This is a genomic window from Amycolatopsis sp. CA-161197 (assembly GCF_050942255.1).
Taxonomy (GTDB): domain Bacteria; phylum Actinomycetota; class Actinomycetes; order Mycobacteriales; family Pseudonocardiaceae; genus Amycolatopsis.
This window is the reverse complement of the sequence record NZ_CP192059.1, coordinates 5,095,080-5,121,407: the sequence shown is the minus strand read 5'-3', so window position 1 is coordinate 5,121,407 and position 26,328 is coordinate 5,095,080. Positions and strand designations below refer to the sequence as shown.

Sequence of the window (26,328 nt, the reverse complement as noted above, 5' to 3'; positions counted from 1 at the left end):
GGAGCGGCCTCAGTCCCCGAGCACGCGCGGCGCGGGCAGCACGGCTTCGGCCTGGACCGGGACCCACTTCAGCGAGCCGTCGGTGTCGCGCTCGACGCGCCCGAAGGCCTGGTCCCCGAAGTGGATGCCGAACCCGATCGCGCCGGGCCGCTCCAGCTCCGCCACGATCCGGCGCCGAGCGGCGAGCACGCCGGCGGCGTCGACGTCGGGCAGCGAAGGCCAGTCGGGGTGCGTGATCTGCGCGGGGATGTGGAAGACGTCGCCGAACGCGACCACGCGCCGTTCCCCCGCCTCGATCACGTACGAGGTGTGCCCCGGACTGTGTCCGGGCGTCACGATCGCGTGCACGCCCGGGAAAACCTCGTCGCCGTCGCCGATCACCTGGTGCGTGCCCGCCAGCGGCTCGATCACCTCGGCCCGGCCCGGTGCGCCCGGGATGAGCTCCCCGCGCCCGTGCGGCGCCCACTCCTGCGCCGCGACGAGGTAGGTGGCCGCGGGGAAGAACTTGCGCCCGTCGACGAACGCCCATCCGGTGTGGTCCACGTGCAGGTGCGTGAACGCGATGGCCTCGATGTCCTCGGGCCGGTGGCCGAGCGCGGCGAGGATGTCGGGCAGGGCGCCGGAATCGCTGAAGGCGACCGGCTCACCGCCGATCTCGACCGGGTCGGTCTCGACACCGAGTCCGGCGTCGACGAGCAGCGACCGGCCGTCGCGCTCCACGAGCAGACCGCCCGCGGACGCCGTGACGCGGCCCTTCGCGTCGAGCACCTCGGGGTGTTCGGTCCAGTAAGCGGCCGGGATGGCGGGGAAGAAGCCGCCGGGCACCATGGCCAGCGCGCCGTCGACCACGTAGGTGAACCGCACTCCCCCGAGCTCCAGCACCCGTACAGCCGACTGCTCGTTCAGCGCTCCCGCCACCACGCACTCCCTTCTCCGCCCGTCGAGTTGATCATGCCCCCGTCAGCGCCCGGCGAGCGAGCGGATCCCCGGCGGCAGGTGACCGAGCCCACCCTCCCCGGCCAGGAACCGGACAATCTCCTCCTGCAGAGCGCGGGCCGCGCGGGTGAGCTCGACGTCGCGGCGGAAGGCGAGCCGGACGACGCGGCTGAGGCCGGGCTCGGTGAACTGCGTCATCCGGAAGCGGTCACCCACCACAGTGCTCGGGACGACGGCGAGGCCGAGGCCCGCCTGCACGAGCTCGAGCACGGCGTCCATCTCGCCGCCCTCGATGGCGAAGGCCGGATCGAAGCCGGCGGCGCGGCAGGCGTTCACCGTGGCCTCGCGCAGGTCGTAACCGCGGCGGAACATGACCAGCGGCCGGCCCTTCAGGTCCTGGATGGCGAGCCGGCCGCGCACCGGCGCCGGCTCGTGCTTCGGCGAGATCACCACGAGCTCTTCGACGAACAGCGGCGTGCTCTCCAGGCGGTGGTCGTCGCGGACCCGGCTGTCGACGATCATCGCGAGGTCGAGCCCGCCTTCCGACAGGTCGGTCTGCAGGTCGCGGGAACCGCTTTCGTGCAGCACCAGCTCGATGCCGGGGTAGGTGCGCCGGAACGCCGCGAGCATCACCGGCAGCAGGCCGGTGCACAGGCTGGGCGTGGCGCCGAGGCGCACGCGGCCGCGCCCCAGCTCGTCGAGCTCGCGGATCGCCCGGTACGCCGCCTCGGTCTCGGCCAGGATGCGCCGCGCGATGGGCAGGAGCGTCTCGCCGGCCTCGGTGAGCGTGACGTTGCCGCGGACGCGGTGGAACAGCGTGGCGCCGACGTCGCGTTCGAGCGCGCGGATCTGTTGGGACAGTGAGGGTTGCGCCACACGCGCCTGCTCGGCCGCGCGCGTGAAATGCCGCGTGTCGGCCACTGCCAGGAAATATGCCAGCTGCTGGAACTGCATAGGGCCCATCATAGGCTTTGACTCTGGTGATGAGAGGAATCATGTGTTTGCCCTCTCGTTCACTCAGACCTAACGTCGCAGGCGTGGCAAGTGAACTCGCCACCGCCCGGCGCAAACGCCCGGCGGTGCGGCTTTTCTGGGAATCGTCGATCGGCAAGAAGGTCGTGATGGCGGCGACCGGACTGCTGTTCGTGGTCTGGCTGCTCGCGCACATGGCGGGCAACCTGAAGATCTTCTTCGGGCCCGAGACCTTCGACCACTACGCGGCCTGGCTGCGCACGATCGGCGAGCCGGCGCTGCCGTACGCGTGGTTCCTGTGGATCCAGCGCGCGGTCCTGGTGGTGGCGCTGGTGCTGCACGTCACGGCGGCGGTGCAGCTGTCCAAACGCGACCGGCGCGCGCGGCCGGTGCGGTACGCGCACGGGCAGCGGCCGCGGGCGACGTTCGCCACGCACACGATGCGCTGGGGTGGTGCGACGCTCGCGGTGTACATCGTGTGGCACATTCTCGATCTCACGGTGGGGGTGGCGAACCGGGATTTCGTGGAGGGGCAGCCGTTTCACAACGTGGTGGCTGATTTCCAGGTGTGGTGGGTCAATGTGATCTATCTGGTGGCGTTGTTGATGTTGGGGTTGCACATCAATCACGGGTTCTGGAGTGCGGCGCAGACGTTGGGGATCAAGAGCGCGACCAAGGACCGCACGGTGAAGACGGTCGGGACGGTGCTGGCGGTGGTCATCACGGCCGGGTTCATGATCGTGCCGGTTTCCGTGATGACGGGATGGGTGAGCTGAGCATGCTCGAGTACACGATCGGTGAGCCGATCACCGATACGAAGGCGCCGTCGGGGCCGATCGACCAGCGGTGGAGTGCGCGGAAGTTCTCGGCGAAGCTGGTGAACCCGGCGAACCGGCGCAAGCATCGGGTGATCGTGGTCGGGACCGGGCTGGCCGGGGGGTCGGCCGGGGCGACGCTGGCCGAGCAGGGCTATCACGTGGTGCAGTTCTGTTTCCAGGACTCGCCGCGGCGGGCGCATTCGGTGGCGGCGCAGGGTGGGATCAACGCGGCGAAGAACTACCGCAACGACGGTGATTCGGTGCACCGGTTGTTCTACGACACGGTCAAGGGCGGCGACTTCCGGTCCCGGGAGTCCAATGTGTACCGGCTGGCCGAGGTGTCGGCGCAGATCATCGACCAGGCCGTGGCGCAGGGGGTGCCGTTCGCGCGGGAGTACGGCGGGCTGCTCGACACCCGCTCGTTCGGCGGGGTGCAGGTGCAGCGGACCTTCTACGCGCGGGGCCAGACCGGGCAGCAGCTGCTGATCGGGGCCTACCAGGCGCTCTCGCGTCAGATCGACGCCGGCAACGTCGAGCTGCACCCGCGCACGGAGATGCTGGACCTGATCGTGGTCGAGGGCCGGGCCCGCGGGATCGTGGCGCGGGATCTGGTCACCGGCGAGGTCTCCACGCACCTGGCCGACGCGGTGGTGCTGGCCACCGGCGGCTACGGCAACGTGTTCTACCTCTCCACCAACGCCAAGGGCTCCAACGCCTCGGCGATCTGGCGGGCCCACAAACGCGGCGCCTACTTCGCCAACCCCTGCTTCACCCAGATCCACCCCACCTGCATCCCACGCTCGGGTGAGCACCAGTCGAAGCTGACGCTGATGAGCGAGTCGCTGCGCAACGACGGCCGCATCTGGGTCCCCAAGCAGAAACAGGACCCGCGCCCCCCGGCGCAGATCCCCGAGGACGAACGCGACTACTACCTGGAGCGGCTCTACCCCAGCTTCGGCAACCTGGTGCCGCGCGACATCGCCTCGCGGGCGGCGAAGAACATCTGCGACGCCGGCTACGGCGTCGGGCCCGGCGGGCTCGGGGTCTACCTCGACTTCGCCGACGCCATCACCCGTCTCGGCCGCCCCGCCGTGGAGGCCCGCTACGGCAACCTGTTCGACATGTACCAGCGCATCACCGCGGAAAACCCGTACGAGGTGCCGATGCGCATCTATCCCGCCATCCACTACACCATGGGCGGGCTGTGGGTCGACTACGACCTGCAGTCCACCATTCCCGGCATGTTCGTGATCGGCGAGGCCAACTTCTCCGACCACGGCGCCAACCGGCTCGGCGCCTCGGCCCTCATGCAGGGCCTGGCCGACGGCTACTTCGTGCTGCCCGCCACCCTCAATGACTACATCGGACAGGGCGGCCTCACCGACGTCACCCCCGACGACCCCGCCGTCCTCGAGGCCCAGACCGGCGTCCACGACCGCCTCCAGCGGCTCCTCGCCGTCAACGGCACCCGCTCGGTCGACTCGTTCCACCGCGAACTCGGGCTGATGATGTGGGACCACTGCGGCATGGCCCGCACCGCCGAAGGCCTGCGCAAAGCCCTCGAACGCGTCCCCGAGCTACGCGCGGAGTTCTGGCGCGACGTCCGCATCCCCGGCACCGGCGAAGAACTCAACCAGGAACTGGAGAAAGCCGCCCGCGTCGCCGACTTCCTCGAACTGGCCGAGCTGCTGCTACTCGACGCCCTCGTGCGCGAGGAATCCTGCGGCGGGCACTTCCGCGAAGAACACCAAACCCCCGAGGGCGAGGCCGCCCGCGACGACGAGAACTTCTCCCACGTCTCGGCCTGGGAATACGGCGAGAAACCCGTCCTGCACAAAGAACCCCTCACCTTCGACTACGTCCACCCCACCCAGCGGAGCTACACGTGAAACTCACCGTGCGTGTCTGGCGCCAAACCGGCCCCGACACCCCAGGCCGCCTCGTCGACTACCCCGTCGACGGCATCAGCAGCGACATGTCCTTCCTCGAAATGCTCGACACCCTCAACCAGCAGCTCATCGAGGCGGGCGAGCAACCGGTCGCGTTCGACCACGACTGCCGCGAAGGCATCTGCGGCTCCTGCGGCGTCGTCATCAACGGCCAAGCCCACGGCCCCGAAACCACCACCACCTGCCAGCTGCACATGCGCGCGTTCAACGACGGCGACACCATCGACGTCGAACCCTGGCGCGCCAAGGGTTTCCCGGTGATCAAGGACCTGGTCGTCGACCGCTCGGCGTTCGACCGCATCATCCAAGCCGGCGGCTACATCACGGCGCCGACCGGCGCGGCGCCCGACGCCCACGCGACGCCGGTCCCCAAACCCGACGCCGACCTCGCCTTCGACAACGCCACCTGCATCGGCTGCGGCGCCTGCGTCGCCGCCTGCCCCAACGGCTCCGCCATGCTCTTCACCGCCGCCAAAGTCAGCCACCTCAACTCGTTGCCCCAAGGCCAGCCCGAACGCGAGCAGCGGGTGCTGGACATGGTCGACACCATGGACGCCGAAGGCTTCGGCGGCTGCACCAACAGCGGCGAATGCACCCTGGCCTGCCCCAAAGGCATCCCGCTGACGAGCATCACCACCCTCAACCGCGAATTCCTCAAAGCAGCACGCAAAGCCCGCAAGTGAGTTATTCGGCGAGGACGCGGCGCAGCCAGTTCACCCGGCTCGCCCGCGCCTCGCGGGACATCGGAGCGTGCGGGACGACCTCGTCGAAGCCGTGGCAGCCGCCCGGCCACACGTGCAGCTCGGCATGCCCGCCCGATTGCCACAGGCGCGACGCGTAGGCGACGGCCTCGTCGCGGAAGGTCTCGACCGAGCCGACCTCGATGAACGCCGGCGGCAGGTCCGCGAGATCGCCGGCGCGGGCGGGCGCGGCGTAGGGCGAGACGTCCGGGCCGCCGGCGTCCTCGCCCAGGAGCGCGGACCAGCCGGTGGTGTTGGAGACGCTGTCCCACACGCCTTCGCCGACCAGCTCGGTGCTCGACGGGGTGCACGCGCGGTCGTCGATCATCGGGCACACCAGCAGCTGGCCCCGCAGCGCCGGGCCGCCGCGGTCGCGCGCCATCAGCGCGGTGGCGGCCGCCAGCCCGCCGCCGGCGCTGCCGCCCGCCACCACGAGCCGGGCGGGGTCGATACCCAGCTCGGCCAGGTGCTCGCCGACCCACGTCAGCCCGGTGTAGCAGTCCTCGACGGGCGCGGGATGCGGGTGCTCCGGCGCGAGGCGGTAGCCGACGCTCACCACGACCATCGGAATCTCGGCCAGCCAGCCGAGCAGCCAGTCGGCGCCCGTGCGGTTGTTCCCGGCCATCATGCCGCCGCCGTGCATGAAGTAGACACCCGGCAACGGCACGGCGGGATCACTGCCCTTGGGCCGCAGCACCAGCAGCGGAACCCCGGCGTCGATCTCGCGCACGTCGGCGTGCTCGCCGATCTCGGCCACGCTCATCGTGTGCCCGGCCGCCGTCAGCTCCCGTAGCCGGCCCACCAGCTCCGGCGTCACCGACGACGGCAACGCCTCGTTCACCGCCACCAGCGCCGCCGCAATCTCGGGGTCGAACGGTGGGTGCACCCTCTTCATGCCGCCTGCTCCTCTCGGGACGTCGACCCCCGACGCTAGGCGCCGCCCCCGCCCCAGGTGAACCCGGCACGCGGCGGCCATTGCCCGCCACACGGCGGTTCAGCGGGTACGGCGAAACCGCCGCAACACCAACGCCACCGAGAGCCGTGTCCGCCCCGCCTGCGACGCAACGCCGTACCCCAACGCCTGAGCGAGCAACGTCCACGCGGCCCTCAGCGTCAAGTGGTGCACGACGGTTCAGCGGGTACGGCGGAACCGCCGCAACACCAACGCCACCGTCAGCCGCGTCCGCCCCGCCGGCGACGCGACGCCGTACCCCAACGCCTGCACGAGCAAGTCCACCCGGCTCTGCAGCGTCGAGTGGTGCACGTGAAGGACGGCCGCGGCGGCCCGCAGGCTCGGCTCCGCCGCGACGGCGGTCAGGGTCGCGAGCGCCCACGGGTGCGCGGCGAGGACGCGGTCGAGGCGTGAAACCTCCGCCGTGGCCGCCGGGCTGTCGCACCCGTCCGCGAGCGCCAGCAGCCCACCCAGCTCGGCGGCGTCCACATGCGACGGTCCCGGCTCGTCGACGGCAGTGAGCCGCAACGCGAGAACCGCCTGCGCGTACGACACCGGCAGCTCCCGCACGGGGACCGCCGGTCCCGACGCCGACCGCACCGCCGGTGGCCCGCCGGCCGAGGCCGGATTGACCACGGCCGAAGCGGGCCTCGCCGCCCGACCGCTGCCGCCCGATGCGGGCACCGCGATCGCGCCAACCTCGCGCATTCGCGCAACGGGCCGCTCCAGCTTCGCCTCTGCAGCGCGCTCGGCGGTCGCGGCTGCGCCGACTTGCGTCACCGAAGCGTCGAAGCGAGCGGACCCCGGCGCGGCTCGCGGTGGGCTGGCGACCGGGTCGATCGTCACCGCCAGGTCGCCGAGGCGGGCCGCGCCAGGTGGAAACGGGCCGTTCGCGCGCACCGTCACGGTGAACGATCCGTCCGCCGACAACCCGAGCCGCCGGGCGGCGGCCAGACGCCCCGTTTCGTCGGCGGTGGCGTCCAGCAGGAGCTCCACCGACGCCGGGTCACCCGGCGGAACCGCGGCGCCGGTGCGGTCCAGCACGATCGCGGCCGTGGTGGCGAGCCGGTCGGCGAGCACGCGGTCGAACTCGGCGCGGCCCGGGTCCTCGGCCACGCGCTCCACCCACACCACCGCGCCCGCGTATCCCGGCAACGGCACCGAAAGGCCCGCGGGCTGCCCGTCTGCCCGACGGCCGTCCGGCTCCACCCGGACCCGCAAGCGACGGCCCGGAACCTCGAGACCCGCGGCGCAGCCGGCGAGGACGGCGGCGGCCCGCACCGTCGCTTCGAGACCGGCGCGGGCTTCGACCAGCGCGTCGAAGTGGGCGACCACCTGCAAGGCGGCCCCGGCTCCTGGGTCGATCGCCCGCATGCGCCCGGCCAGCTCACGCAACGTCGGTCACCTCCTCGGCGACCAGCGTACGGGCCCGCGCCGGCTCAGAACCCCGGCGTGTTGCGCAGGTTGGTGCGCGCGAGCTCGATCATCTTGCCGACGCCGCCGTTGAGCACCGTCTTGCTCGCCCCGAGCGCGAAGCCGCGGACCTGCGCACCGGTGATGTGCGGCGGGATCGACAGCGCGTTGGGGTCGGTCACGAGCTCGACCACGGCCGGTCCGGGGTGGACGAACGCCTTCGCCAGCGCCTCCCGCACGTCGCGCGGGTCCTCGACGCGCGTCGCGTGGATGCCGCACGCCTGGGCGATCGCGGCGAAGTTCACGGGCGCGTGGTCGGTGCCGAAGTCGGGCAGGCCGTCCACGAGCATCTCGAGCTTCACCATGCCGAGCGTGGCGTTGTTGAACACCACCACCTTCACCGGGATGTCGTAGGCAGGCAGCGTGAGCAGGTCGCCCATGAGCATCGCGAGCCCGCCGTCGCCCGAGAGCGACACGACCTGGCGGCCCGGCTGCGCGAACTGGGCGCCGATGGCGTGCGGCAGCGCGTTGGCCATGCTCCCGTGGCGGAACGAGCCGAGCACGCGGCGGCGGCCGTTGGGCGTGAGGTAGCGCGCGGCCCACACGTTGCCCATGCCGGTGTCCACGGTGAACACCGCGTCGTCGTCGGCCACCTCGTCGAGGATCGCCGCGGCGAACTCCGGGTGGATGGGCCGGCGGTGCTCGATCTTCGTGGTGTAGGCCGAAACCACCTTCTCCAGCTTGCGCACGTGCTCGCGCAGCATCCGGTCGAGATAGGTGCGATCGGTCCGCTCGCGCAGCAGCGGCAGCACGGCCTCGATCGTCGCCTTCACGTCGCCGTGGATCGCCAGCTCCAGCGGAGTGCGCCGGCCCAGGCGCGCGACGTCGGTGTCGACCTGGATCGTGCGGGCCTGCGGGAGGAAGTTGTCGTACGGGAAGTCCGTGCCCAGCAACACGATCCGGTCGGCGGCGTGCATCGCGTCGTAGCAGGCGCCGTAGCCGAGCAGGCCGCTCATGCCGACGTCGAACGGATTGTCGTACTGGATCCACTCCTTGCCGCCGAGCGAGTGGCCGACCGGGGCGTTGAGCCGCGCGGCCAGGGCCAGTACCTCGTCGTGCGCGCCGCGGGTCCCGGCGCCGGCGAAGAGCATCACCTTCTCGCCGGAGTTGAGCAGGCGCGCCAGCTCCTCGATCGTCTCGGCCGGCGGCACGACGGGCGACGGCGTCACCAGCCGGACCTTCTCCACACCCGGGTGCGCGGCCTTGCGGTCGGCGATGTCACCCGGGATGGTCAGCACGGACACGCCGCCCTTGCCGACGGCCGTCTGCATCGCGATCCGCAGCATCCGCGGCATCTGCTCCGGCTGCGACACGAGTTCGCTGTAGAAGCTGCACTCGGTGAACAGCTGCTCCGGGTGCGTCTCCTGGAAGAACCCCGTGCCGATCTGGGCCGACGGGATGTGCGACGCGATCGCCAGCACGGGCGCGCCGCTGCGGTGGGCGTCGAAGAGCCCGTTGATCAGGTGCAGGTTGCCCGGGCCGCAGCTGCCCGCGCACACGGCGAGCTTCCCCGTCACCTGGGCGTCGGCGGCGGCCGCGAACGCCGCAGCCTCCTCGTGGCGGACATGGACCCACTCGATGCCGTCGGTGCGGCGCACCGCGTCGACGATCGGGTTGAGGCTGTCGCCGACGATGCCGTAGATCCGTTCCACGCCGGCGTCGCGCAGGGTCCGCACGAGCTGTTCGGCCACAGTGGCCATGAGCCACGCTCCTCTCTCGGAAAACCTGCCTCCAGCATGTGCTGCCAGCGTATATGCGTCCAATGCCTCTTTTTCCTCGGTTCCATGCCGTGGCAGTATGGATGGCATGGACCTGCACGTGCTCCGGCTCTTCCGGGAGGTCGCCCGCGGGGCGACGGTGACCGACACGGCGGCCCGCGCCCGGCTCACCCAGCCCGCGCTTTCCCGTGCGCTGCACCGGATCGAGCGCGAAGCCGGCGCCGCCCTGTTCCAGCGTTCGGGCCGCGCGCTGCGGCTCACGCCCGCGGGCCACGCCTTCGCGACCCACGTCGACGCGATCCTCGAGCGCTACGACGAAGGCATGCGGGCCGTCGCCGAAGCCGTCGATCCCGAGTCGGGGGTGATCCCGCTGGCGTTCCTGCACACGTTCGGCACCTGGCTCGTGCCGCCCGTCGTGAGCAGCTACCGCGCCGAGCACCCGCGGGCGCGGTTCGAGTTGCGCCAGCACGGCGAGGAAGGCCTGGCGCGAGAACTGCTCGACGGCACGGCCGATCTCGTCCTCACCAGTGGCGACCCGGGTGACCCGCTGATCCACTGGGTCCGGCTGCTGGAGGAACCGCTGCTGCTGGCCGTGCCGCCGAAACACCGCCTCGCGCGCCGCAAGCAGGCCCGCCTGGCCGACGTCGCCGAGGAGTCGTTCATCCTGCTGCGCCGGGGATACGCGCTGCGCGAGACCACCGAGCAGCTGTGCGCCCAGGCCGGGTTCACGCCGCGCGTCGGGTTCGAGGGCGAGGAGGTGGAGACGCTGCGCGGGCTCGTCACGGCGGGGCTGGGCGTGTCCCTGCTGCCGCTCCCCCACACCGCGACGTTCCCGCCCGCGGCGACCGCGCCGACGACCCCGCACCTGCGCGTCACGGACGTGCCCGCGGCTCGCGACATCGGCCTGGCCCAGCTCGCCGGGCGCGTGCTGCCGCCGGCGAGCGAGACGTTCCGCAAGCACGTGCTGGCGACGGCGCCCCGCGCGTTGCCGGCGTGAACCCGTTGCCGGACAAGAAAAATCCCCGGTGCCACCCGGGCACCGGGGATCTGCTGAGGGAAAGTCAGCTCACGGCTTGCGGCCGACGATCCCGGCGACGCACTTCGCGGAGTCGCTGAGCGGGGTGAGCCGCGGGCCGTCCGGCCACCACTCGTCGCAGACGGACATGCCAGGGCCGCTGGTCGCGTTGGGCGGCAGCAGTTCCAGGCCCGGCAGCATGCCTTCGATCTCCGCGCGCGTGCGGAAGCGGCCGGCGCCCAGCGGCCCGGACACGAGGATCTCCTCGATCCGCTTCGCGACGGCGGTCAGCTCCGGCACCTCGGGGTCGTAGAAGTGCGCCAGCGCCACGAACGAACCCGGGGCGAGGGCATCGATGTACTGGCGCATCACGTCGACGGCGCCGTCGCCCTCGAAGTGGTGGATGGTGCCGATGTGCAGCAGGCCCAGCGGCTGCGAGAAGTCGATGTACTCGCGCACGGTCTCGTTCTCCAGCACCAGTTCCGGCTGGAAGATGTCGGCGTCGACCATGTGCGTGTACTCGTTCTCGGCCAGCAGTGCGCGGCCGTGGGCGAGGACCACCGGGTCGTTGTCGATGTAGACCACGTGGGCGTCGCGGTGGGCGCGCTGCACGATCTGGTGCGTGTTCTCCGCGGTCGGCAGGCCGGAACCGCAGTCGAGGAACTGGCGGATCCCCGTCTGGTTGGCCAGCATCCGCAGCGCGCGGTTGTGGAAACCGCGGTTGCCGCGCGCGATGTGCACGGCCTCGGGCACCGCCGCGTTGATCTTCTCCATGACCGCGCGGTCGACCTCGTAGTAGTGGTTCCCGCCGAGGAAGCCGTCGTAGATCCGCGCGATGCTCGGCCGGTTCGGGTCGACCCCCACGGGAACCTGGCTGGGCGACAGCGTGGACGGCGGAGCGCTGGGCATGGGTAACCTCGCAAGGCGGCTCGGGGGCGGCTTTGGCCCACTCAGAGTAGTACCTCGGCCCCCTCCGGTTACGGGAGGTCGCCCGCTCAGCTGCACGCCGGGCGCCTAAATCGGTGCCACCTGGGCCTTCCGCGCCCGGCCGGACACCGTCAGCCGCGGTGGCGGGGCGGCGGCTGCTGGTGGCGGCTGCTCCAGTCCTGGAGGTACGAGCTCACGGCCGAGCTCCAGATGTCCTCCGACGTCGTGCCCGCCGAGGTCTGGTGCGGCGCGCTCGGGTGCCCGCTCGCCGGCCGTTGCGGCGGCTTCTGCTCCTCGGTGGTGTGCACCGTGGTGTGGTCCACCTGGTCAGTGGCCGTCGGCGCTGTCGGGCTCGCGGTCATGGTCGTGACCGCGGGCGGCGCGGACGAGGGCTTCGACGGCGCGACCGGCACTTCCGCCGGCCGCCCGGCCGAACCGCTTTCCGGTGCCGGCCACAGCGCCCACGTGCCGAGCCCGGCCAGTGCGACAACCACCGCGCCGGCGATCACCACGTACCGCGTGTTGCGCCGGTTCGTCACAGGAGGTGAGGTCTGCGTCCGCTCGGTTTCGTGCTCGGGTCCCGCGGCGGCGAACATCGCGTCGAGCCCCAGGGGCAGCTCGCCGACGATCGACTGCGGTTTCGTGGCCGGGCCCTCGCCCGAGGTGCGCGGCGCGGTGGCAGGCTCCGGGTACAGCCCGCTCGGATCGGACTCGGGCTTCGGCCGCGTGACGAGCGGCGGCCGTTCGCCGTCGATGCGCGGCATCGGCGCCGTCTCCGACAGGCTCACCAGCTTCGCGACGGAGTCGAGCTCGTCGCGACCTTCGCCGGGCCCCGTGCCTGCCATCCAGACCTCCACACCGCCGGGGCCGCGGGCCCGCGGCACGACCGGCGGCAAGATCCTATGAACCTCCGCCCGATCGTGTAAACCCGCCCCCACTTGCTCACCCAGGGTGACGGATTTTCACGGGTGACACACGACCCCGCGCGAGCGCCGCGCAGATCCGGCAGCTGCGCCCCTGATCCACGCCGTGCCCGGGGTCGGTTACGTGCTGACCCCGGCCTGGCCCGGCACGGTCCACAATGGAACCCGCCCCGTCGCCGGGGACCCCTCCCGGATACGCCGGCCTAGTCTGCGCCGACCGGGGAAAGGGAGTCGGAGATGCGGGTTCGGTCGGCTGTGGTGCTGGGAGCGTTCGCGCTGGTCGCGGCCGGGTGCACCACGGGCGGGCACGCGCTGCCCGCGCCGCTGCCCCCGGTGCCGGCCGCGGCGCGGGCGCTCGTGGCGTGGTCGCAGGCGGTGTGCACGAGCGTGCAGGCGTTGCAGGGCCTGCCGACCGGGATCGACGAGGTGAACCACACCGCGGCCGACCCGGCGCAGGCCGACTTCCTCGCCTCGCAGATCACCTCCTATGTCAGCGGCATCACCGGGCAGGTCGGCCAAGCGGGGCAGGGCCTCAAGTCCGTGCCGCCGTCCGGGATCAAGGCCGCCGACGCGTACGTGATGCAGCTGGGCAAATCGCTCGACCAGGTGGCCAAGAAGGCGCCGCCGGACACCACCGCGCAGCCGACGCTCGCGCAGGCCCGCGATCTCGCCACCGCCGTCGCCGCCCTGAAGCCGGCGGCCGCCGACCTGACCAGGGCGGTGCGCGGCGACGCGAAGCTCAACGCGTCGTACAACGTGGCGCCCGCCTGCACGCCCGTGCGGCAGTTCGGCCCCGTGGACGCCGCCGCGCCGACCCGCCCGCTCGTGACGTGGGCGGACACGATGTGCGGCGCCGTCACCGCCGCCACGGCCCTCAAGGCGCAGAAGATCGAAGACCTGATCATCAGCGACCCGCGCTACGCCCGGTTGAGCGGCTTCGACCTGGGCAGCTTCATCTCTTCGGCCGGCTCCAGCGTCTCCCGGCTGGTCGAGACACTCGGCATCGTCACGCCGTCGGGCATCCCGGCGGCCGACAAGTACCACGACAGCCTGCTCGCCTCGCTGCGCGCGGTGGCGCCGAAGCTGCCGTCCAGCGATTCGGGGACGGCCGACCTGGCCTTCCAGCCCGTCGAGCGGCTGAAACCGCAGGCGGAGCAGATCATCGGGGTGCTGGCGAGCATCGCCCTGCCCACGCCCGACGTGCCCACGATCGCGGCCGCGAACCCAGTGCTGGCCCACTCCCACGACGTCGCGCCACAGTGCCGCCCGCTCGGCTCACCGCCCCCGACGCTGCCGCCCGCTGCCAACGGCACCGACCTGGGCGCGTGCGCCGCGGGCAAGTGCCAGGTCCTGGTCACCGGACAGGCCGACATCACCGCGAGCGGCCTGACGTTCACCGCGTCCGTCACCTCGAACGGCGTCCGCATCCTGCAGGACTCGGGCGAGCTGAGCTTCGGCATGGGCGGCAGTGGCTCCTTCGGCACCGCGGGCCACATGGTGACCGTCCGCCTCTCCGGGGTCCTCGACGGGAAGGCCGTGCTCGACATCTCGACGGGGTGATCAGCGCCGGAGGGTGACCTCGAACTCGCGGAATCCGTGCCGCCGGTAGAACGCGCGGGCGCCGGCGTTGGCGGCATAGGCGGTGACCTCGAATCCGTCCGCACCGCGGTTTTTCGCCCATTCGTCGAATCGCTCGACGAGCGCCGTGCCGACGCCGGTGCGGCGTCGCCCGGCGGTGACTCGCATGCTTTCGAGCACCGCCGTCACTGCACCAGGGTGCAGCGGGTCCTGCCGCCTGAGCCGGCCCACGAGATGCCCGGAGACGCCGCGTTCTCCGTGTGCGACAAGGCAAAGCGCATCCTCGTCGGCCAGCAGGGCGGTGTAGTAGGCCGGGCCTTCGCGCTGCGGCCAGGCGAGGTCCATGCGCGTGTCGTGGCGGCCTCCGTCCTCGCGGAACAGCGCCTCCACCGAGGAGACGAGCGCAGGAATCAGGTCCGCGGACACCGCGGTGATGGTGGGATCCATCCAGGAAACGGTAACCACGTCGATTAAACCTGTAAATATCGAAGGTGCGCCGGCCTCAACCGGCGGGCGCTGCGAGACAAGACAGCCGAGCCGGAAGCGCACGCCGAATCTCCCGACGGGCTGGTCTCCGCGACGGTCGGCCGGCAGGGCGAGTTGCTACTGCTGGAGCTGGACCAGCGGAGCTGGGTCGCGGTCACCAGGTCCAGCTCGCCGGTCTCGGTCGATGCGGCAAGCCCGGATGCGCTCGGCTTCGGTCATACCGGTCAGCCTGCGCGGGCCACGGCCGGCGAGGCCCCCGCCGGCAGCTGACGGCCATCGGCGAAAACCAGGTGCCACCACGTGAAGTGATCAGTAGTCTTCCCGGGCCGCCGACTCCCTGGAGGATCCCGCCATGGCCCCGTTCCCGCCGATCGAACCGTATGCGCACGGACTGCTCGACGTCGGCGACGGCAATCGGATCTACTGGGAGACCGGCGGAAACCCCGACGGCAAACCGGTGCTGTGCGTGCACGGCGGCCCCGGCGGGGGCGGTGCCCGCAACAGCCGCAAGGGCTTCGACCCGGAGAAGTTCCGGATCATCCTGTTCGACCAGCGCGGCTGCGGCGAGAGCGTGCCGAACATCGCGGACCCGGCGGTGGGCCTGGAGCACAACACCACCCACCACCTGATCGCGGACATGGAACGCCTGCGCGAGCACCTCGGCGTCGAGAAGTGGATGCTGTACGGCGGTTCCTGGGGTCCGACGCTCATGCTGGCCTACGCCGAGCGCCACCCCGAACGCGTGTCGGAGATGGTGATGATCGCCAGCTTCACCAGCACTCCCGACGAGGTCGACTGGCTCTACCGCGGCGTCAGCCGGCTGCTGCCCCGCGAGTGGGAAGCCTTCCGCGACGGCGTACCCGAGGCCGAGCGCGACGGCGACCTGCTCTCCGCGTACTCCCGCCTGCTCGCCTCACCCGACCGCGCGGTGCAGCTCAGGGCCGCCCGCGACTGGTGCGCCTGGGAAGACGCCGTGATCGCGCACGAGACCAACGGCAAACCCGGCCAGTACAGCGCCGGCCCCGAGGACCAGCTGATCACGCTCGCCCGGATGTGCGCGCACTACTACGGCCACCACGCCTGGCTGGAGGCCGGCGAGATCCTCGCGAACGTCCACCGCCTGCACGACATCCCGGCGGTGTTCATCCAGGGCCGGCTCGACCTCAGCGTGCCGCTGCGGGCGGCGTGGAACCTCACGCAGGCCTGGCCCTCGGCCGAGCTCGTGGTGATCGACGACTCCGGCCACACCGGCAGCCCCGCGATGGGCGAGGCGGTCCTGAAGGCGATCGCCGGCTTCACACCGGCGTGAGTCAGACGCGGTCGAACGTCACGTCCAGCCGGTACGGGCTGCCCAGGCTCAGCCCGACCTGCCGCCGGATCTCCGCGCCCGGCGCGAGCCGGAACCGCGTGGTCCGGGCCAGCAGCTCCTCGAACGCCACCGCGAGCTGAATCCGCGCGAAGTGCAGGCCCAGGCAGCGGTGGATGCCGAAGCCGAACGACACGTGGGGCACACCGCCACGGTCGAACACCAGCTCGTCCGGCCGCTCGAACCGGGCCGGGTCCCGGTTGGCCGCGGCGAAGAACACGGCGACGCGCTCCCCCGCCTTCACCGGCGTGCCCGCGATCTCGGTGTCCTGCGTGGCCGTGCGGGCCATGAACGCGACCGTGGTCTCGTGCCGCAGGAACTCCTCCAGCTCGCGCTGCCAGCCGCCGGGGGCGCGCAGGATCGGTTCGACGTCGTCGCGGGTCGCGAGGTGGTAGGCGATGTTCGCGATCACGCCGCGCGTGGTGTCGAGGCCGCCGAGGAACAGCGTGGTCACCATGCCGAGCCGTTCCTCGAGGGTGAGCGGCCGGCCGCCGATCGTCGCGGTGACGAGGGCGCGCAGCACGCTGTCCTCGCCGTCGTCCGGTTTCGCTTCCGCTTCGGCCAGCGCCTCCATCGCCAGGCCCGCGAGCGTCTGGAACGCCTCGGGACTGCTGGTGACCGCGGCGTCCTTGGCCGCCGCCACCCCGCGGTCCACGAGGTCGCGGTTGTCCGTCGCGAACACGATCCGCGCGAGCGAACCGGCGCTGAACGGGATCGCGAAGTCGCTCACGATGTCGCACGCGCCGCGGTCCACAAAGGACTCGATCGCCGTGCGCGCGAGCTCACGCAGCTGCGGCTCGTGCCGTGCGAGGGCGGCCCGGGTGAAGAACGGGTTGAGGATCCGGCGGTACTCGCGGTGCTCCGGCGGGTCCGTGTCGATCGGGATCACCCGCACCGGCACGCCGCGGATCGCGGGCTGCGCCGAACTGAACAGCTCCGGCGCGGCGCAGACCGCGCGCACGTCCTCGTAGCGGGTGAGCACGTGGTAGCCGCCGTCCGCGTCGGTGTGCGGGACGGGACAGCCACTTCTGGCGGCCGCGGCCGCCGCCAGCAGGTTCTCGCGCTGGTCTTCGGCGTACAGGTCGACGTTCGCCAGGATCTCCTCGACCGACTTGGCCACGTGTCCTCCCCACTCCGAGGACTCACCACCGTAGGGGCGGGCGGGGGCACGCGGCATCGGCCGCACGGGCGGAAAACGTCGCGCGTTCGGGTCACCGCGCCCGTCACGGACGACGGTCGGGCCGCTCGGCCAGCAAGGGCTTCGCCGGGTCCCACACCGTGCCGTCGGCGTGGTCACGACGCCGGCGCGCGATGCCTGACAACGCTTCCAGCACCACCCGGTTCGCGAGGAACGACGTGATGTCCGCGTGGTCGTACGGTAGCGACACCTCGACCACGTCGACACCCACCACCGGCAGCTCGTACGCGATGCGCCGCACGGAGTCCAGCAGCTGCCGGGCGGTGAGCCCACCCGGCTCCGGCGTACCGGTGCCCGGTGCGTGGCCGGGGTCGCACACGTCGATGTCCACCGACAGCAACACGCCGTCGCACTCGTCGGTGGCGATCCCGAACGCCTCGGTCAGGCACTCTTCGAGCCCTCGCGCGACGATCTCGGTCATCTCGTAGGACCGCATGCCCTGCGCGGCCATCCAGTCGAGCGTCTCCGGGCCGGGCCAGTAGCCGCGCAGGCCGAGCTGCAGGAACCGGTCGCCGCGCACGGCACCCGACTCGATCAGCCGGCGCATCGGCTGGCCGTGGCCCACCAGCGAGCCGAACGCGATGTCGCCGGTGTCGGCGTGCGCGTCGAAGTGCAGCATCGACACCCGCCCCTGGCCCAGGTGCTGTGCCACTCCGGCCGCGTCCGGCCACGCGATCGTGTGGTCCCCGCCCAGCACCAGCGGGATCGCACCCGCGGCAGTGACCGCGTGCACGGCCTCCTGCAGCGAACGCACCGATCGTTCGGCGTCGCCCGAGTACATCTCGACGTCGCCGGCGTCGAAGACCTTCAGGTCCCGCAACGCGTCCACGCGCAGCGCGAGCGACGGGCGCGAACCGTCGGCGGGCAGGTAGCAGCTCTGCCGGATGTACTGCGGGCCGAACCGGGTGCCGGCGCGGTGCGAGGTGCCGCCGTCGAACGGCGCGCCGAGGATCACGACGTCGGCGCCCGGGTAGGTGGCGGGGTCGGCCCAGTCGCAGCGCGCCACGCCGAGGAAGGTGAGGTCCGGGCCGAACTGGGTGCCGTAGCGAGCCATGACGTCCTCCTTGCGGGCCAACCTACCCGCGCGACGCCCTGGATCTGCCCGGATTCGCCCACCGGTCACACCCCGGCCGACACGGCGCGGCTCAGTTCAGCTCAGTTCAGCTCGGTTCGGCTCAGTTCGCGAAGTCGACGGAGCGGCCGAGCTCGGCCCAGCGCTCGTCCTCCGCCATCAGCTTCGTCATCCCGGCCCGCATCATGGCGACTGCGTCACTGCCGAGCACCAGGTGCAGCGGCGGCTCGGCCAGCTCCACGACCTGGAGGAACACCCGGGCGACCGCGGCCGGGTCGATCGGCTCGACGCCCCGTTTGCTCCGCAGGTGCTCGATCAGCGGGCCCATCGTGGGTGCGTACTCGGGCTTGAACGCGCGGACCTCCATCGACGGTCCGGACCAGTCCGTGCGCATCAGGCCCGGCTCGGCCATGGTGACCTTGATCCCGAGGCCCGACACCTCGTCGTTGAGCACTCCGGAGAAGCCCTCCGTCGCGAACTTCGCGCTCTGGTAGGCGGAAAGACCGGGTGCCGTGCCGCGGCCGCCGACCGAGGTGACCTGGATGAAGTGCCCCGAGTGCTGCGCCAGGAACACCGGCAGCGCCGCCTTGGTCACGTGCACCGTCCCGAAGAACACCGCCTCGACCTGCGCGCGGAAGTCGGCCAGGTCGACCTCCTCGACCGAGGCCATGTTGGCGTAGCCCGCGTTGTTCACCACCACGTCGAGCCGCCCGAACCGCTCCACGGCCGCGGCGACGGCGGCCTCGGCCTGCGCCGGATCGGTCACGTCCAGCGGGAAGCGCAGGAGGTGGTCGCCGTAGCGCTCGTCGAGGTCCTTCAGCGAATCGACCGTGCGGGCCGTCGCCACCACGTCGTTGCCGGCCGCGAGGACCTCCTCCACCACCGCCCGGCCGAGACCGCGCGAACCGCCCGTGACCAGCCACACCTTGCTCATCGTTCGTTCCCTCTCGCCTCCGCGGGGCCGATCCCCGCTCCACCAAGTTAGCGCAACGACGTTCTCTTAACAACACAACGGCGTTGCGGTAAACTGTGCAGGTGGTCACCTCCGAGTTCCAGCGCGCCCGGCGTCCCGAGCACAAGGAGCAGCGTCGCGACGCGATCCTCGCCGCGGCGCGCACGCTCGCGACCCGCGACGGCGTGCGGTCGGTGACGCTCGGGGACATCGCCGGCGAGGTCGGCGTGCACAAGTCGGCGCTGCTGCGGTACTTCGAGACGCGCGAGGAGATCTACCTGCACCTCACGGCCGAGGGCTGGCGCGGCTGGGCCGCAGGCCTGCACGCGGCACTGGACGAGACCACCGGCGCGACGCCGGCCGAGGTCGCCGACGTCATCGCGCGCACGCTCGACGAACGGCCGCTGTTCTGCGACCTGCTCGCCCACGCGCCCTTGACGCTCGAGCGGCACGTGTCCCTGGACTCGGTACGGGCGTTCAAGCTCTCGACGCTGGAAGCCGTCAGGGACATCGCCGCCCTTTTCACGCGGACGCTGCCCGGCCTCGGCGCGGCAGGCGGGCGCCACGTCGTCGGTGCCGTGACGTCGCTGGCCGCCTCGTTCTGGCAGATCTCGCACCCGCCCGACACGCTCGCGCAGCTCTACCGCGAGGACCCACGGCTGGGCCACGGCGTCGTCGAGTTCACGCCGCGGCTGCGCCACCTCACGGAAGCCGTCCTCACCGGCCTGATCCGCTCAGCGGACGACGCGTAGCCACAGGTTCGTCGCGAGCGGGGCCTCGGTCTGCGACTTGCGTTCCAGCCGCACCGGCTCGCCACCGGGCCGGTCGAACAGCCGCACGCCGTCGCCCAGCATCACGGGCAGGACCGACACGAGGACCTCGTCGAGCAGCCCGGCGTCGAGGCACGCGCGACCCACGGTCGCGCCCAGGACGTTCACGTACTTCTCCCCCGCGGCCGCCTTCGCCAGCTCGACCCCGCGGTGCAGGTCGTCGACGAACGTCACGTCGGGCGCCGGCTCGGCGGGCCGGTGCGTGAGCACGAACTGCTGCCCCGCCCAGGCCCCGCCGAAGGCCTTGCCCTCGGCTTCGGTGTCGCGGTACGGGTCGTCGCCGCCGTACGTGCGGCGTCCGACGAGCAGCGAGCCGATGTCGGCCACCAGCCGGTCGATCTCCGGGTTCGGGCCGAAAAACTCCTTCACCCACTGCATGTCGCCGCCGGGTCCCGCGATGAACCCGTCGAGCGACATCGCCGCCGAGTAGAGCAGTTTGGCCATTCCGCACCTCCGTGGTCGTTTCCCGTACCGACCGGCGCGGGCCTGGAAACTCATCGGTGCATTTTCCTATAGGATCGCGCACTGTCCCTGCCAAGTCAGCGAGGAGGACCGCGTGACGGTGGTCGTGAAGGCCGAGGCGTTTCTCGTCGATCTCGAAGTGGAGCAGCAGCGCACCGACGCCGTGCAGGCGTTTCTCAAGCAGGAGACGGTGTTCGTCGAGCTGGCCACCGCCGACGGCGGCACCGGGCTCGGCTACTCCTACACGATCGGCACCGGCGGCAGGGCCGTGATCGCGCTGCTGCGCGACCACCTGCTGCCCCGGCTGATCGGCCAGGACTCGCGCCGGGTCGAGGCGGTCTGGACCGACCTGTTCGCCTCGACGCGCGCGACCACCGTCGGCGCGATCACGTCGCTCGCGCTCGCGGCCGTCGACACGGCGTTGTGGGACCTGAAGTGCCGGCGCGCGGGTGAGCCGCTGTGGCGGGTCGCCGGCGGGTTCGCCCCGCGCGTGCCGCTCTACGACACCGAAGGCGGCTGGCTGCACCTGAGCACCGACGAGCTCGTCGCGGGCGCCCGGAAATCCGCGGCCGCGGGCTGGGGCGGGGTGAAGGTGAAGGTCGGCAAGCCCACGGCGCACGAGGACCTGGAGCGGCTCACCGCCGTGCGCGAGGCCGTCGGGCCGCGGTTCGACCTGATGGTGGACGCCAACCAATCCCTCACCGCCGCCGAGGCCATCCGGCGGGCGAAGGCGTTCGAGGCGGTGGACCTGTTCTGGTTCGAGGAACCGCTGCCCGCCGACGACGTCGCCGGCCACGTCCGGCTGTCCGCCGCCACGTCGATCCCCGTCGCCGTCGGGGAGTCCCTGTACTCCGTGGCGCAGTTCCGTGACTACTTGCACCGCGGTGCCGCTTCGATCGTGCAGGTCGACGTCGCGCGCGTCGGCGGGATCACGCCGTGGCTGAAGGTCGCGCACCTGGCGGAGGCGTTCAACGTGCAGGTGTGCCCGCACTTCCTGATGGAGCTGCACGTCAGCCTGACCGCCGCGATTCCCAACGGCCGTTACGTCGAGCACATCCCTCAGTTGCGCGCCATCACGACCGCCGAGATGACGATCTCCGACGGGCACGCCGTCGCCCCGGAGACGCCGGGCCTGGGCATCCCGTGGAACCTCGACGCGATGGACGACCGCCGGGTGGCCTAGTCAACACGAGGAGACCGGCCGCAGGGACCAGGGCCAACGCCAGTGCGGCGGAGGCGCCCCAGGCGTCGGCGGCCTGTCCGGCGAGGGCCGCGGCGAGCGCGGAGCCGGCCGCGCCGGCGGAGTTGTTCCAGGTGAAGGCCTGGGTGAGCGCCGTGGGGTGAACGGCCTTCTCGGTCTCGACGTTCAGCAGGACCAGCGTGGGCGGGATCGCCGCCTCGGTGAGGGCGAGGGCGATCGCGAGCCAGAATGCGTTGGGCGCGAAGGGAAGCAGCAGGGACGCAACGGTGAGGCAGGCGGCGGCTCCGGACAGCTGCCGCCGGGCCGGGGCGCGGTGGCGGCGCAGCCCGTAGCCCCAGCCCGACAGCAGCCCGCTGACGCCGGACGCGGCGACGATCGGCGCGGCCGGGGTGCGGTGGCCGAGGGCGAAGGAGCTCACCGAGACCTGCGTGGTGCCGAAGTGCAGGCCGAGGGCCAGGTTCATCAGGGCGATCCGGACGAAGGCCGGGTCGAGCAGCTTCTGTCCGGTGTGGACTTTCGGCGCGGGCCGGGGTGCCGTGCCGCGCTGGGCGGCCAGCACCGCTCCCCCGCTGAGAAGCAACCCGGCGGCCAGCGCAGTGGCCAGGGCCGGGTGTCCGGCCGCGCCGAGCGAGGTGACCAGGACCGGGCCGAGGAGGAACGCGCCGGCATTGGCCAGCGACTCCAGCGAGAACGCGGTGGGCGCCTCGTCGATCCGCTCTCGCAACAGGTACACCCACCGCGCCCCGGACAGCGCACCGAGCTGCGGCACGACCGCGCCGGCCCCACTGGCGGCGACGACCACCACCGCCGCGCTGGAAGTCCCCAGCACCACGGCCATCGCGCCACCATGCAGAACAAGACACAGCGGCAGCACGCGCGTCTGCCCGAACTTGTCGATGAGCCGGGCAGCTTGCGGCCCCACCACCGCCTCGGCGAGCGCGAACCCACCGCTGGCGAGGCCGGCGGCGCCGAAAGACCCGGTGCGCGCGTGTACCAGCCACACCAGGCCGAGCCCCGTCATGGCAATCCCCACGCGCCCCACCGCGGCGGCCCCGAAGAACGCCGCCGCACCCCGCGTACCCAACAGCGACCGATAACCACCGGCGCGAGACATGACCAGTCCTTCTCGCCACCCGGTGGGGCGAGCCACGCACGCCGGGGGAAGCCAGGCCCGAACCAATGCGGGCCCGGACGACTCCCGCGAACATAGCAGCACACGGCCGGTCACCCTCTACCGAAATTCAGGTGCGCGCAGCCTGCGCCCGACGCACCGCGACTCACCCCGCACCGGTCGCCGAAGGGCCGGTCGCGCCGCCGCCTCCGAAATTCGGGCGCAGTCGGTCCGCGGACCGCGGCCTGGGCCGTGCAGCCGTCAGGCGAAGCAGGAGAGTGGCCCGCGGGCGCGCACCGGATCAGTCCTCTTCGGACTGCTCCGATCCGGCGTCGTAGGCGTTGTGCAGCCGGGCGCGCGAGCGGTCCAGGTGCGTCCGCATCGCGGTCGCCGCGGCGGGGCCGTCGTGGGAGGCGATGGCGTCGACGATCGCCGTGTGTTCGCGGGTCGTCTCAGCGGCGATGCCCACGCGGAAATACAGGCGGTAGCCGTGGGTGTGGGCGTGGAGGCGGGCCAGCGCGTCCGCGATCAGCGGGTTTCCCGAGGCCTCCGCGATGACGCGGTGGAGGCGGGCGTCGAGGACGGCGAAGTCGCGGTAGGCGTGGTAGTCGTCGGCCGCGGGGTGGGCGGTCATGGCGGCGCAGGCCGAGCGCAAGGATTCCACCGACGCCTTCGAGGCGGCGCCGGCGGCGAGGCGGGCGGCCTCGGGTTCCAGGAGGACGCGGACGTCGAACAGATGGTCCAGTTCGGTCTCGTCGAGCACGGGCGCCACGACGTAGCCCGCGTTGGGCCGGGTCGCGACGAGGCCGTCGGACTCCAGCTTGGTGAGGGCTTCGCGCACGGGGGTCGGCGAGACGTCGAGGCGCCGGGCGATGCCGTCGATCGACAGGCGGCTGCCGGGCGCGACGTCGAGGTCCATGAGCATCGCCTTGAGCGCCTCGTACACGCTGTCACGCAGGATGGTGCGCGGCGGCAGGGTCAGCCTCGGGTGCTCGGGCAGGTCCACCGCAGGGTTCTTCCGTCGCGCCACCCGGAAAGCGTAGTCCCCCGCGAACGCTCAGCGGCGCGCCAGTTGCCGGTTGACCGCCGTGTGGCAGCCGAGGCACGCCGGCACGGCCCGCACGTCGGTGCCGGACACCAGCGCGACCGTGGCACCCGGCACGGCGAGCTCGTCGCACACCGAGTGGTGGTGTCCCAGCACCGAACACACGCACCGGCACAGCTGCACGGTCTGCCTCGGTTCCGCGGCCATCGGAGCCCTCCTCCCGGAAATCCCCAGCAGAAGAGTGATAGCCCCTCCACCGCCCGAAAAGCGCAGCCCGATCCGAGAGGAAGGTCGCCCAGGGCACGGTTCGTGCGCGGACGTCAGTTCTCCCGCGTCGACACCGGGTCCGGCACGGCGGCCGGCAGCGGCGGCAGGCCCGCCCGGATCTGCCGGTAGAGCCGCGGCCCCGGCGACACGAGCCCCGGTGCGGGACGCAGCTCGACCGGGCCGGTCGCCGTCAGGTCGCGCAGCACCAGGTACAGGTGGCTCAACGCCCGCAGCACCGGATCCTTCGCGCGGTCGCCCGGCGCCGCCGGCGTGTACGCGAACAACGCCACATCCGCGCTCGCCAGGGGACCGCGCACCGCCGTCGTGGGCTCGCCCACGGGCGTCGCGGCCAGCTCCTCGACCGCCGCCGCCAGCGCCGTGCACGCCGCGACCGGGCCTTCCGGGTTTGCGCTGCACGCGCCTTCCGGCCAGCGGACCGCGACGGCGAGCGCGCGGCCGTGCGTGGCCAGCGCCGCGTAGAGCGAAAGCCGGTGCCGCAGCCTCGGCGAGTCCGTGCCGCCCAGGATGGGCCGGGTCAGCGGCCGCGCGACGAGCGCGAGCTGGTAGCGGCGGTGGTCCAGGGCGCGCGCGAGGGCGTCGAAGTCGGGCTGCGGGTCCACGGCCTTGCCGTACTCCAGCCGCTCGGCCGCGGCCTGCAGGATGTCCCCGAGGGCCGTCAGCAGGTTGTTCCGCGCGTTGCGCACGGTGTCCCGGGTGGACAGTGGGATCACCAGCACCGCGACGAGCAGCCCCGCCACGGCGCCGGCCGCGGTCTCCTCGAGTCTGAGCAGCAGCAGTCCCGCGGAGAACTCGTTGAGCACGCTGTAGAGCTGCCCGACCATGATCGTGACGAAGAAGATCATGTACGCATAGGAAATCTGGATCAGGTAGAAGCCGAAGAACATCGCGCCGCAGATCGTGACCAGCACGGCGGCGGTGTTGCCCGCCGTCAGCTCGGCGAACCCGACCGACGCGAGCAGCCCCACCAGCGTGCCGAGCACGCGGTTGAAGCCCTTGATGAACGTCTCGGTGCGCGTGGCCGTGCCGGTGAACATGAAGAACGCCGCCAGCACCGCCCAGTAGTAGCGCGCCGAGGACAGCTCCTTGCCGATGAGGATGGCGAGCCCGCCCGCGATCGCGCTCTGCACCGCCTGGCGTGTGATGAAGTCGAGCCGCGCCAACGGGTTCCACTTCGACTGCCGCGGCAGCACGTCGCCCGCCGCGGCGGGCGAGCCGGGCAGGTTGCCGAACGCGAGCCCGACGGCGGGTTCGAAGTCGTCCACCGGTTCGGCCGCGATCTCCTCGGGTTTCGGCGCGGCGTCGAACACCGCGACGACCTCCAGGGCCGCCGCCGCGAAGTGCCGAGCAGGCCACCAGCCGCCCCCCGCACCGCCGGTGCCCTCGGCGTGCCCAGCGAGCCGGTAGGCGACCTCGCTCGCGCCGCGGTCGTCGCGGCGGGCCAGGCGATCGGCCACCTCGGCGGCGAGCACGGTGAGGCCGGAACCGCTGCGCAGCAACGAGTCCGCGGCCGTGGCGAGCTCGTCGAGCAGGTGGTGCGCGTCGACCATCTGCCGCCGCAGCGAAGCCGCCGAGCGCCCGCGCGGCACCGCACCCGGCTGCGCCGACCAGCCCTCGACCATCAGCGCGGTGTCGGCCAGCCGGGCCTGCCGCCGTTGCAGCCGGCGCCGCAACCGCGCCTCCTGCTTGGGGTCGCGGTTGGCCAGCAGGTCGGCGCACGCCCGCGCCACGGCCCGGCCGCGCGCGTCGAACGCGCGCAGCACGCGACGCAGCGTCCTCGTGGTGCTCGTGTTCAGCACGGTGACGAAGAGCAGCAGCAGCCACGCGCTCGCGACGACCACGGCGAGCAGCAGGCTCGGCAGCGTCGCGAACGTCGCGTGCAGGAACGCCGCGAAGAAGTAGCCCATCCAGCCCATGAAGCCGTAGAAGAAGAACGGCCCGCCGAACTTGCGGACGTACACCGACAGGAACATCACCAGCACGAACACGGCCAGCATCAGGTTGCCGTTGTCGCCGACGAGCACGCCGAGTGTCATGCCCGTGCCGAGCGCGACCGGGAAGAACGCGGCCGTGCGGGTCTTGACCCACCGGCTGCCGTCGCCGAGCGCCATCGCGCCCATCATCCCGACGACCGCGCCGAGCAGCATCGAGGTGAGCGTGCCCATGGCGTCGGCACCGGTGAGCTTGGCGACGAGGTACTCCACCGCCAGTGCGCTGGCCATGCCGATGGTCGCGGAACCGGCCGATCTCAACCGGTTGAGACCCGGATCCGAAGCGACGACCCTGTCCCGGAACTCCCTGGCCGTGGGCAGCACAAAA

General features: G+C 72.0%; 24 protein-coding genes. 8 read left to right on the top strand and 16 right to left on the bottom strand.

The genetic code is table 11. The features are described from left to right. Nucleotides 1-9: 9 nt before the first annotated feature. Together ACQPXB_RS24310 and ACQPXB_RS24305 are read right to left on the bottom strand one after the other, a co-directional pair. Entirely contained in the window at nucleotides 10-918 is a 909-nt protein-coding gene (locus tag ACQPXB_RS24310) for an MBL fold metallo-hydrolase (RefSeq protein WP_432856286.1), read from the bottom strand. Nucleotides 919-960: 42 nt separating this feature from the next. Further along, entirely contained in the window at nucleotides 961-1,890 is a 930-nt protein-coding gene (locus tag ACQPXB_RS24305; protein WP_366581994.1) for a LysR family transcriptional regulator, read from the bottom strand. Between the two features lie 83 nt (nucleotides 1,891-1,973). Between ACQPXB_RS24305 and ACQPXB_RS24300 the strand changes: the two genes are divergently transcribed. The 3 genes from ACQPXB_RS24300 to ACQPXB_RS24290 are packed head-to-tail and all read left to right on the top strand — an operon-like array spanning nucleotide 1,974 to nucleotide 5,358. After that, on the top strand, nucleotides 1,974-2,684 hold the full coding sequence (locus tag ACQPXB_RS24300) for a succinate dehydrogenase cytochrome b subunit (protein ID WP_366581993.1): 711 nt from the start codon (nucleotides 1,974-1,976) through the stop codon (nucleotides 2,682-2,684). Further along, complete coding sequence (locus tag ACQPXB_RS24295) at nucleotides 2,672-4,615, top strand: fumarate reductase/succinate dehydrogenase flavoprotein subunit (protein WP_432856281.1); 1,944 nt, start codon at nucleotides 2,672-2,674, stop codon at nucleotides 4,613-4,615. Before ACQPXB_RS24300 ends, ACQPXB_RS24295 begins: the two co-directional genes overlap by 13 nt. After that, the gene (locus tag ACQPXB_RS24290) at nucleotides 4,612-5,358 is read left to right on the top strand and encodes a succinate dehydrogenase/fumarate reductase iron-sulfur subunit (RefSeq protein ID WP_432856278.1); all 747 of its coding nucleotides are present in this window, start codon (nucleotides 4,612-4,614) and stop codon (nucleotides 5,356-5,358) included. Before ACQPXB_RS24295 ends, ACQPXB_RS24290 begins: the two co-directional genes overlap by 4 nt. Before the next feature lies 1 nt (nucleotide 5,359). On the opposite strand, the gene ACQPXB_RS24285 is transcribed toward ACQPXB_RS24290, so the two are convergent. The 3 genes from ACQPXB_RS24285 to ACQPXB_RS24275 form a co-directional block, all read right to left on the bottom strand. After that, nucleotides 5,360-6,310: an alpha/beta hydrolase gene (locus tag ACQPXB_RS24285; RefSeq protein ID WP_432856275.1), complete on the bottom strand. Its 951-nt coding sequence runs from the start codon at nucleotides 6,308-6,310 to the stop codon at nucleotides 5,360-5,362. Between the two features lie 237 nt (nucleotides 6,311-6,547). After that, nucleotides 6,548-7,762: a helix-turn-helix domain-containing protein gene (locus tag ACQPXB_RS24280; RefSeq protein WP_432856272.1), complete on the bottom strand. Its 1,215-nt coding sequence runs from the start codon at nucleotides 7,760-7,762 to the stop codon at nucleotides 6,548-6,550. A gap of 44 nt (nucleotides 7,763-7,806) precedes the next feature. Next, entirely contained in the window at nucleotides 7,807-9,540 is a 1,734-nt protein-coding gene (locus ACQPXB_RS24275; protein ID WP_432856269.1) for a pyruvate dehydrogenase, read from the bottom strand. 106 nt (nucleotides 9,541-9,646) lie between these two features. On the opposite strand from ACQPXB_RS24275, the gene ACQPXB_RS24270 reads away from it, so the two are divergent. Then, entirely contained in the window at nucleotides 9,647-10,555 is a 909-nt protein-coding gene (locus ACQPXB_RS24270) for a LysR family transcriptional regulator (protein WP_366581988.1), read from the top strand. Nucleotides 10,556-10,624: 69 nt separating this feature from the next. On the opposite strand, the gene ACQPXB_RS24265 is transcribed toward ACQPXB_RS24270, so the two are convergent. Together ACQPXB_RS24265 and ACQPXB_RS24260 are read right to left on the bottom strand one after the other, a co-directional pair. After that, nucleotides 10,625-11,482: an SAM-dependent methyltransferase gene (locus ACQPXB_RS24265; protein ID WP_366581987.1), complete on the bottom strand. Its 858-nt coding sequence runs from the start codon at nucleotides 11,480-11,482 to the stop codon at nucleotides 10,625-10,627. 149 nt (nucleotides 11,483-11,631) lie between these two features. Further along, nucleotides 11,632-12,345, bottom strand: a complete 714-nt coding sequence (locus ACQPXB_RS24260; RefSeq protein WP_366581986.1) for a hypothetical protein — start codon at nucleotides 12,343-12,345, stop codon at nucleotides 11,632-11,634. A gap of 315 nt (nucleotides 12,346-12,660) precedes the next feature. Between ACQPXB_RS24260 and ACQPXB_RS24255 the strand changes: the two genes are divergently transcribed. Then, a complete protein-coding gene (locus ACQPXB_RS24255) occupies nucleotides 12,661-13,983 on the top strand; it encodes a hypothetical protein (protein WP_432856264.1) in 1,323 nt (440 codons plus the stop codon). Here ACQPXB_RS24255 and ACQPXB_RS24250 read toward each other — a convergent pair whose 3' ends face one another. Beyond that, entirely contained in the window at nucleotides 13,984-14,448 is a 465-nt protein-coding gene (locus ACQPXB_RS24250; RefSeq protein ID WP_432856261.1) for a GNAT family N-acetyltransferase, read from the bottom strand. A gap of 391 nt (nucleotides 14,449-14,839) precedes the next feature. Between ACQPXB_RS24250 and pip the strand changes: the two genes are divergently transcribed. After that, entirely contained in the window at nucleotides 14,840-15,796 is a 957-nt protein-coding gene (gene pip / locus ACQPXB_RS24245; protein ID WP_432856258.1) for a prolyl aminopeptidase, read from the top strand. A 1-nt stretch (nucleotide 15,797) separates the two neighbouring features. Here pip and ACQPXB_RS24240 read toward each other — a convergent pair whose 3' ends face one another. From ACQPXB_RS24240 to ACQPXB_RS24230, 3 genes are all read right to left on the bottom strand, one after another. After that, the gene (locus ACQPXB_RS24240) at nucleotides 15,798-16,973 is read right to left on the bottom strand and encodes a cytochrome P450 (RefSeq protein WP_432856255.1); all 1,176 of its coding nucleotides are present in this window, start codon (nucleotides 16,971-16,973) and stop codon (nucleotides 15,798-15,800) included. A 103-nt stretch (nucleotides 16,974-17,076) separates the two neighbouring features. After that, complete coding sequence (speB, locus tag ACQPXB_RS24235) at nucleotides 17,077-18,105, bottom strand: agmatinase (RefSeq protein ID WP_432856252.1); 1,029 nt, start codon at nucleotides 18,103-18,105, stop codon at nucleotides 17,077-17,079. 121 nt (nucleotides 18,106-18,226) lie between these two features. Then, nucleotides 18,227-19,057, bottom strand: a complete 831-nt coding sequence (locus ACQPXB_RS24230) for an SDR family NAD(P)-dependent oxidoreductase (RefSeq protein WP_432856249.1) — start codon at nucleotides 19,055-19,057, stop codon at nucleotides 18,227-18,229. 101 nt (nucleotides 19,058-19,158) lie between these two features. Here ACQPXB_RS24230 and ACQPXB_RS24225 point away from each other — a divergent pair, with 101 nt between their 5' ends. Continuing rightward, nucleotides 19,159-19,827 (top strand): TetR family transcriptional regulator, encoded by a 669-nt coding sequence (locus ACQPXB_RS24225; RefSeq protein ID WP_432856246.1) that lies wholly within the window; start codon nucleotides 19,159-19,161, stop codon nucleotides 19,825-19,827. Here ACQPXB_RS24225 and ACQPXB_RS24220 read toward each other — a convergent pair. Further along, nucleotides 19,810-20,349: a dihydrofolate reductase family protein gene (locus ACQPXB_RS24220; RefSeq protein WP_432856243.1), complete on the bottom strand. Its 540-nt coding sequence runs from the start codon at nucleotides 20,347-20,349 to the stop codon at nucleotides 19,810-19,812. The genes ACQPXB_RS24225 and ACQPXB_RS24220 overlap by 18 nt on opposite strands. A gap of 112 nt (nucleotides 20,350-20,461) precedes the next feature. On the opposite strand from ACQPXB_RS24220, the gene ACQPXB_RS24215 reads away from it, so the two are divergent. Then, on the top strand, nucleotides 20,462-21,550 hold the full coding sequence (locus tag ACQPXB_RS24215) for a mandelate racemase/muconate lactonizing enzyme family protein (protein WP_432856240.1): 1,089 nt from the start codon (nucleotides 20,462-20,464) through the stop codon (nucleotides 21,548-21,550). On the opposite strand, the gene ACQPXB_RS24210 is transcribed toward ACQPXB_RS24215, so the two are convergent. The 4 genes from ACQPXB_RS24210 to ACQPXB_RS24195 all read right to left on the bottom strand — a co-directional run bounded on the left by ACQPXB_RS24210 (nucleotide 21,441) and on the right by ACQPXB_RS24195 (nucleotide 26,231). Beyond that, entirely contained in the window at nucleotides 21,441-22,682 is a 1,242-nt protein-coding gene (locus tag ACQPXB_RS24210; RefSeq protein ID WP_432856237.1) for an MFS transporter, read from the bottom strand. The genes ACQPXB_RS24215 and ACQPXB_RS24210 overlap by 110 nt on opposite strands. A gap of 298 nt (nucleotides 22,683-22,980) precedes the next feature. Continuing rightward, entirely contained in the window at nucleotides 22,981-23,709 is a 729-nt protein-coding gene (locus ACQPXB_RS24205; protein ID WP_432856234.1) for a GntR family transcriptional regulator, read from the bottom strand. Nucleotides 23,710-23,736: 27 nt separating this feature from the next. Further along, complete coding sequence (locus ACQPXB_RS24200; protein ID WP_366581974.1) at nucleotides 23,737-23,931, bottom strand: hypothetical protein; 195 nt, start codon at nucleotides 23,929-23,931, stop codon at nucleotides 23,737-23,739. 113 nt (nucleotides 23,932-24,044) lie between these two features. Continuing rightward, nucleotides 24,045-26,231 carry an FUSC family protein gene (locus ACQPXB_RS24195; protein WP_432856231.1) on the bottom strand — a complete coding sequence of 729 codons (2,187 nt, stop codon included), beginning with the start codon at nucleotides 26,229-26,231 and terminating at the stop codon, nucleotides 24,045-24,047. Nucleotides 26,232-26,328: the final 97 nt, after the last annotated feature.

Bases quoted from the DNA above. Each gene is read 5' to 3' on its own strand.
- ACQPXB_RS24230 (WP_432856249.1), bottom strand. From the start codon at position 19,057: ATGAGCAAGGTGTGGCTGGTCACGGGCGGTTCGCGCGGTCTCGGCCGG.
- ACQPXB_RS24305 (WP_366581994.1), bottom strand. From the start codon at position 1,890: ATGCAGTTCCAGCAGCTGGCATATTTCCTGGCAGTGGCCGACACGCGG.
- ACQPXB_RS24285 (WP_432856275.1), bottom strand. From the start codon at position 6,310: ATGAAGAGGGTGCACCCACCGTTCGACCCCGAGATTGCGGCGGCGCTG.
- ACQPXB_RS24275 (WP_432856269.1), bottom strand. From the start codon at position 9,540: ATGGCCACTGTGGCCGAACAGCTCGTGCGGACCCTGCGCGACGCCGGC.
- ACQPXB_RS24265 (WP_366581987.1), bottom strand. From the start codon at position 11,482: ATGCCCAGCGCTCCGCCGTCCACGCTGTCGCCCAGCCAGGTTCCCGTG.
- ACQPXB_RS24210 (WP_432856237.1), bottom strand. From the start codon at position 22,682: ATGTCTCGCGCCGGTGGTTATCGGTCGCTGTTGGGTACGCGGGGTGCG.
- ACQPXB_RS24255 (WP_432856264.1), top strand. From the start codon at position 12,661: ATGCGGGTTCGGTCGGCTGTGGTGCTGGGAGCGTTCGCGCTGGTCGCG.
- speB (WP_432856252.1), bottom strand. From the start codon at position 18,105: ATGGCTCGCTACGGCACCCAGTTCGGCCCGGACCTCACCTTCCTCGGC.
- ACQPXB_RS24270 (WP_366581988.1), top strand. From the start codon at position 9,647: ATGGACCTGCACGTGCTCCGGCTCTTCCGGGAGGTCGCCCGCGGGGCG.
- ACQPXB_RS24220 (WP_432856243.1), bottom strand. From the start codon at position 20,349: ATGGCCAAACTGCTCTACTCGGCGGCGATGTCGCTCGACGGGTTCATC.
- ACQPXB_RS24295 (WP_432856281.1), top strand. From the start codon at position 2,672: ATGGGTGAGCTGAGCATGCTCGAGTACACGATCGGTGAGCCGATCACC.
- pip (WP_432856258.1), top strand. From the start codon at position 14,840: ATGGCCCCGTTCCCGCCGATCGAACCGTATGCGCACGGACTGCTCGAC.
- ACQPXB_RS24195 (WP_432856231.1), bottom strand. From the start codon at position 26,231: ATGGCCAGCGCACTGGCGGTGGAGTACCTCGTCGCCAAGCTCACCGGT.
- ACQPXB_RS24200 (WP_366581974.1), bottom strand. From the start codon at position 23,931: ATGGCCGCGGAACCGAGGCAGACCGTGCAGCTGTGCCGGTGCGTGTGT.
- ACQPXB_RS24250 (WP_432856261.1), bottom strand. From the start codon at position 14,448: ATGGATCCCACCATCACCGCGGTGTCCGCGGACCTGATTCCTGCGCTC.
- ACQPXB_RS24260 (WP_366581986.1), bottom strand. From the start codon at position 12,345: ATGGCAGGCACGGGGCCCGGCGAAGGTCGCGACGAGCTCGACTCCGTC.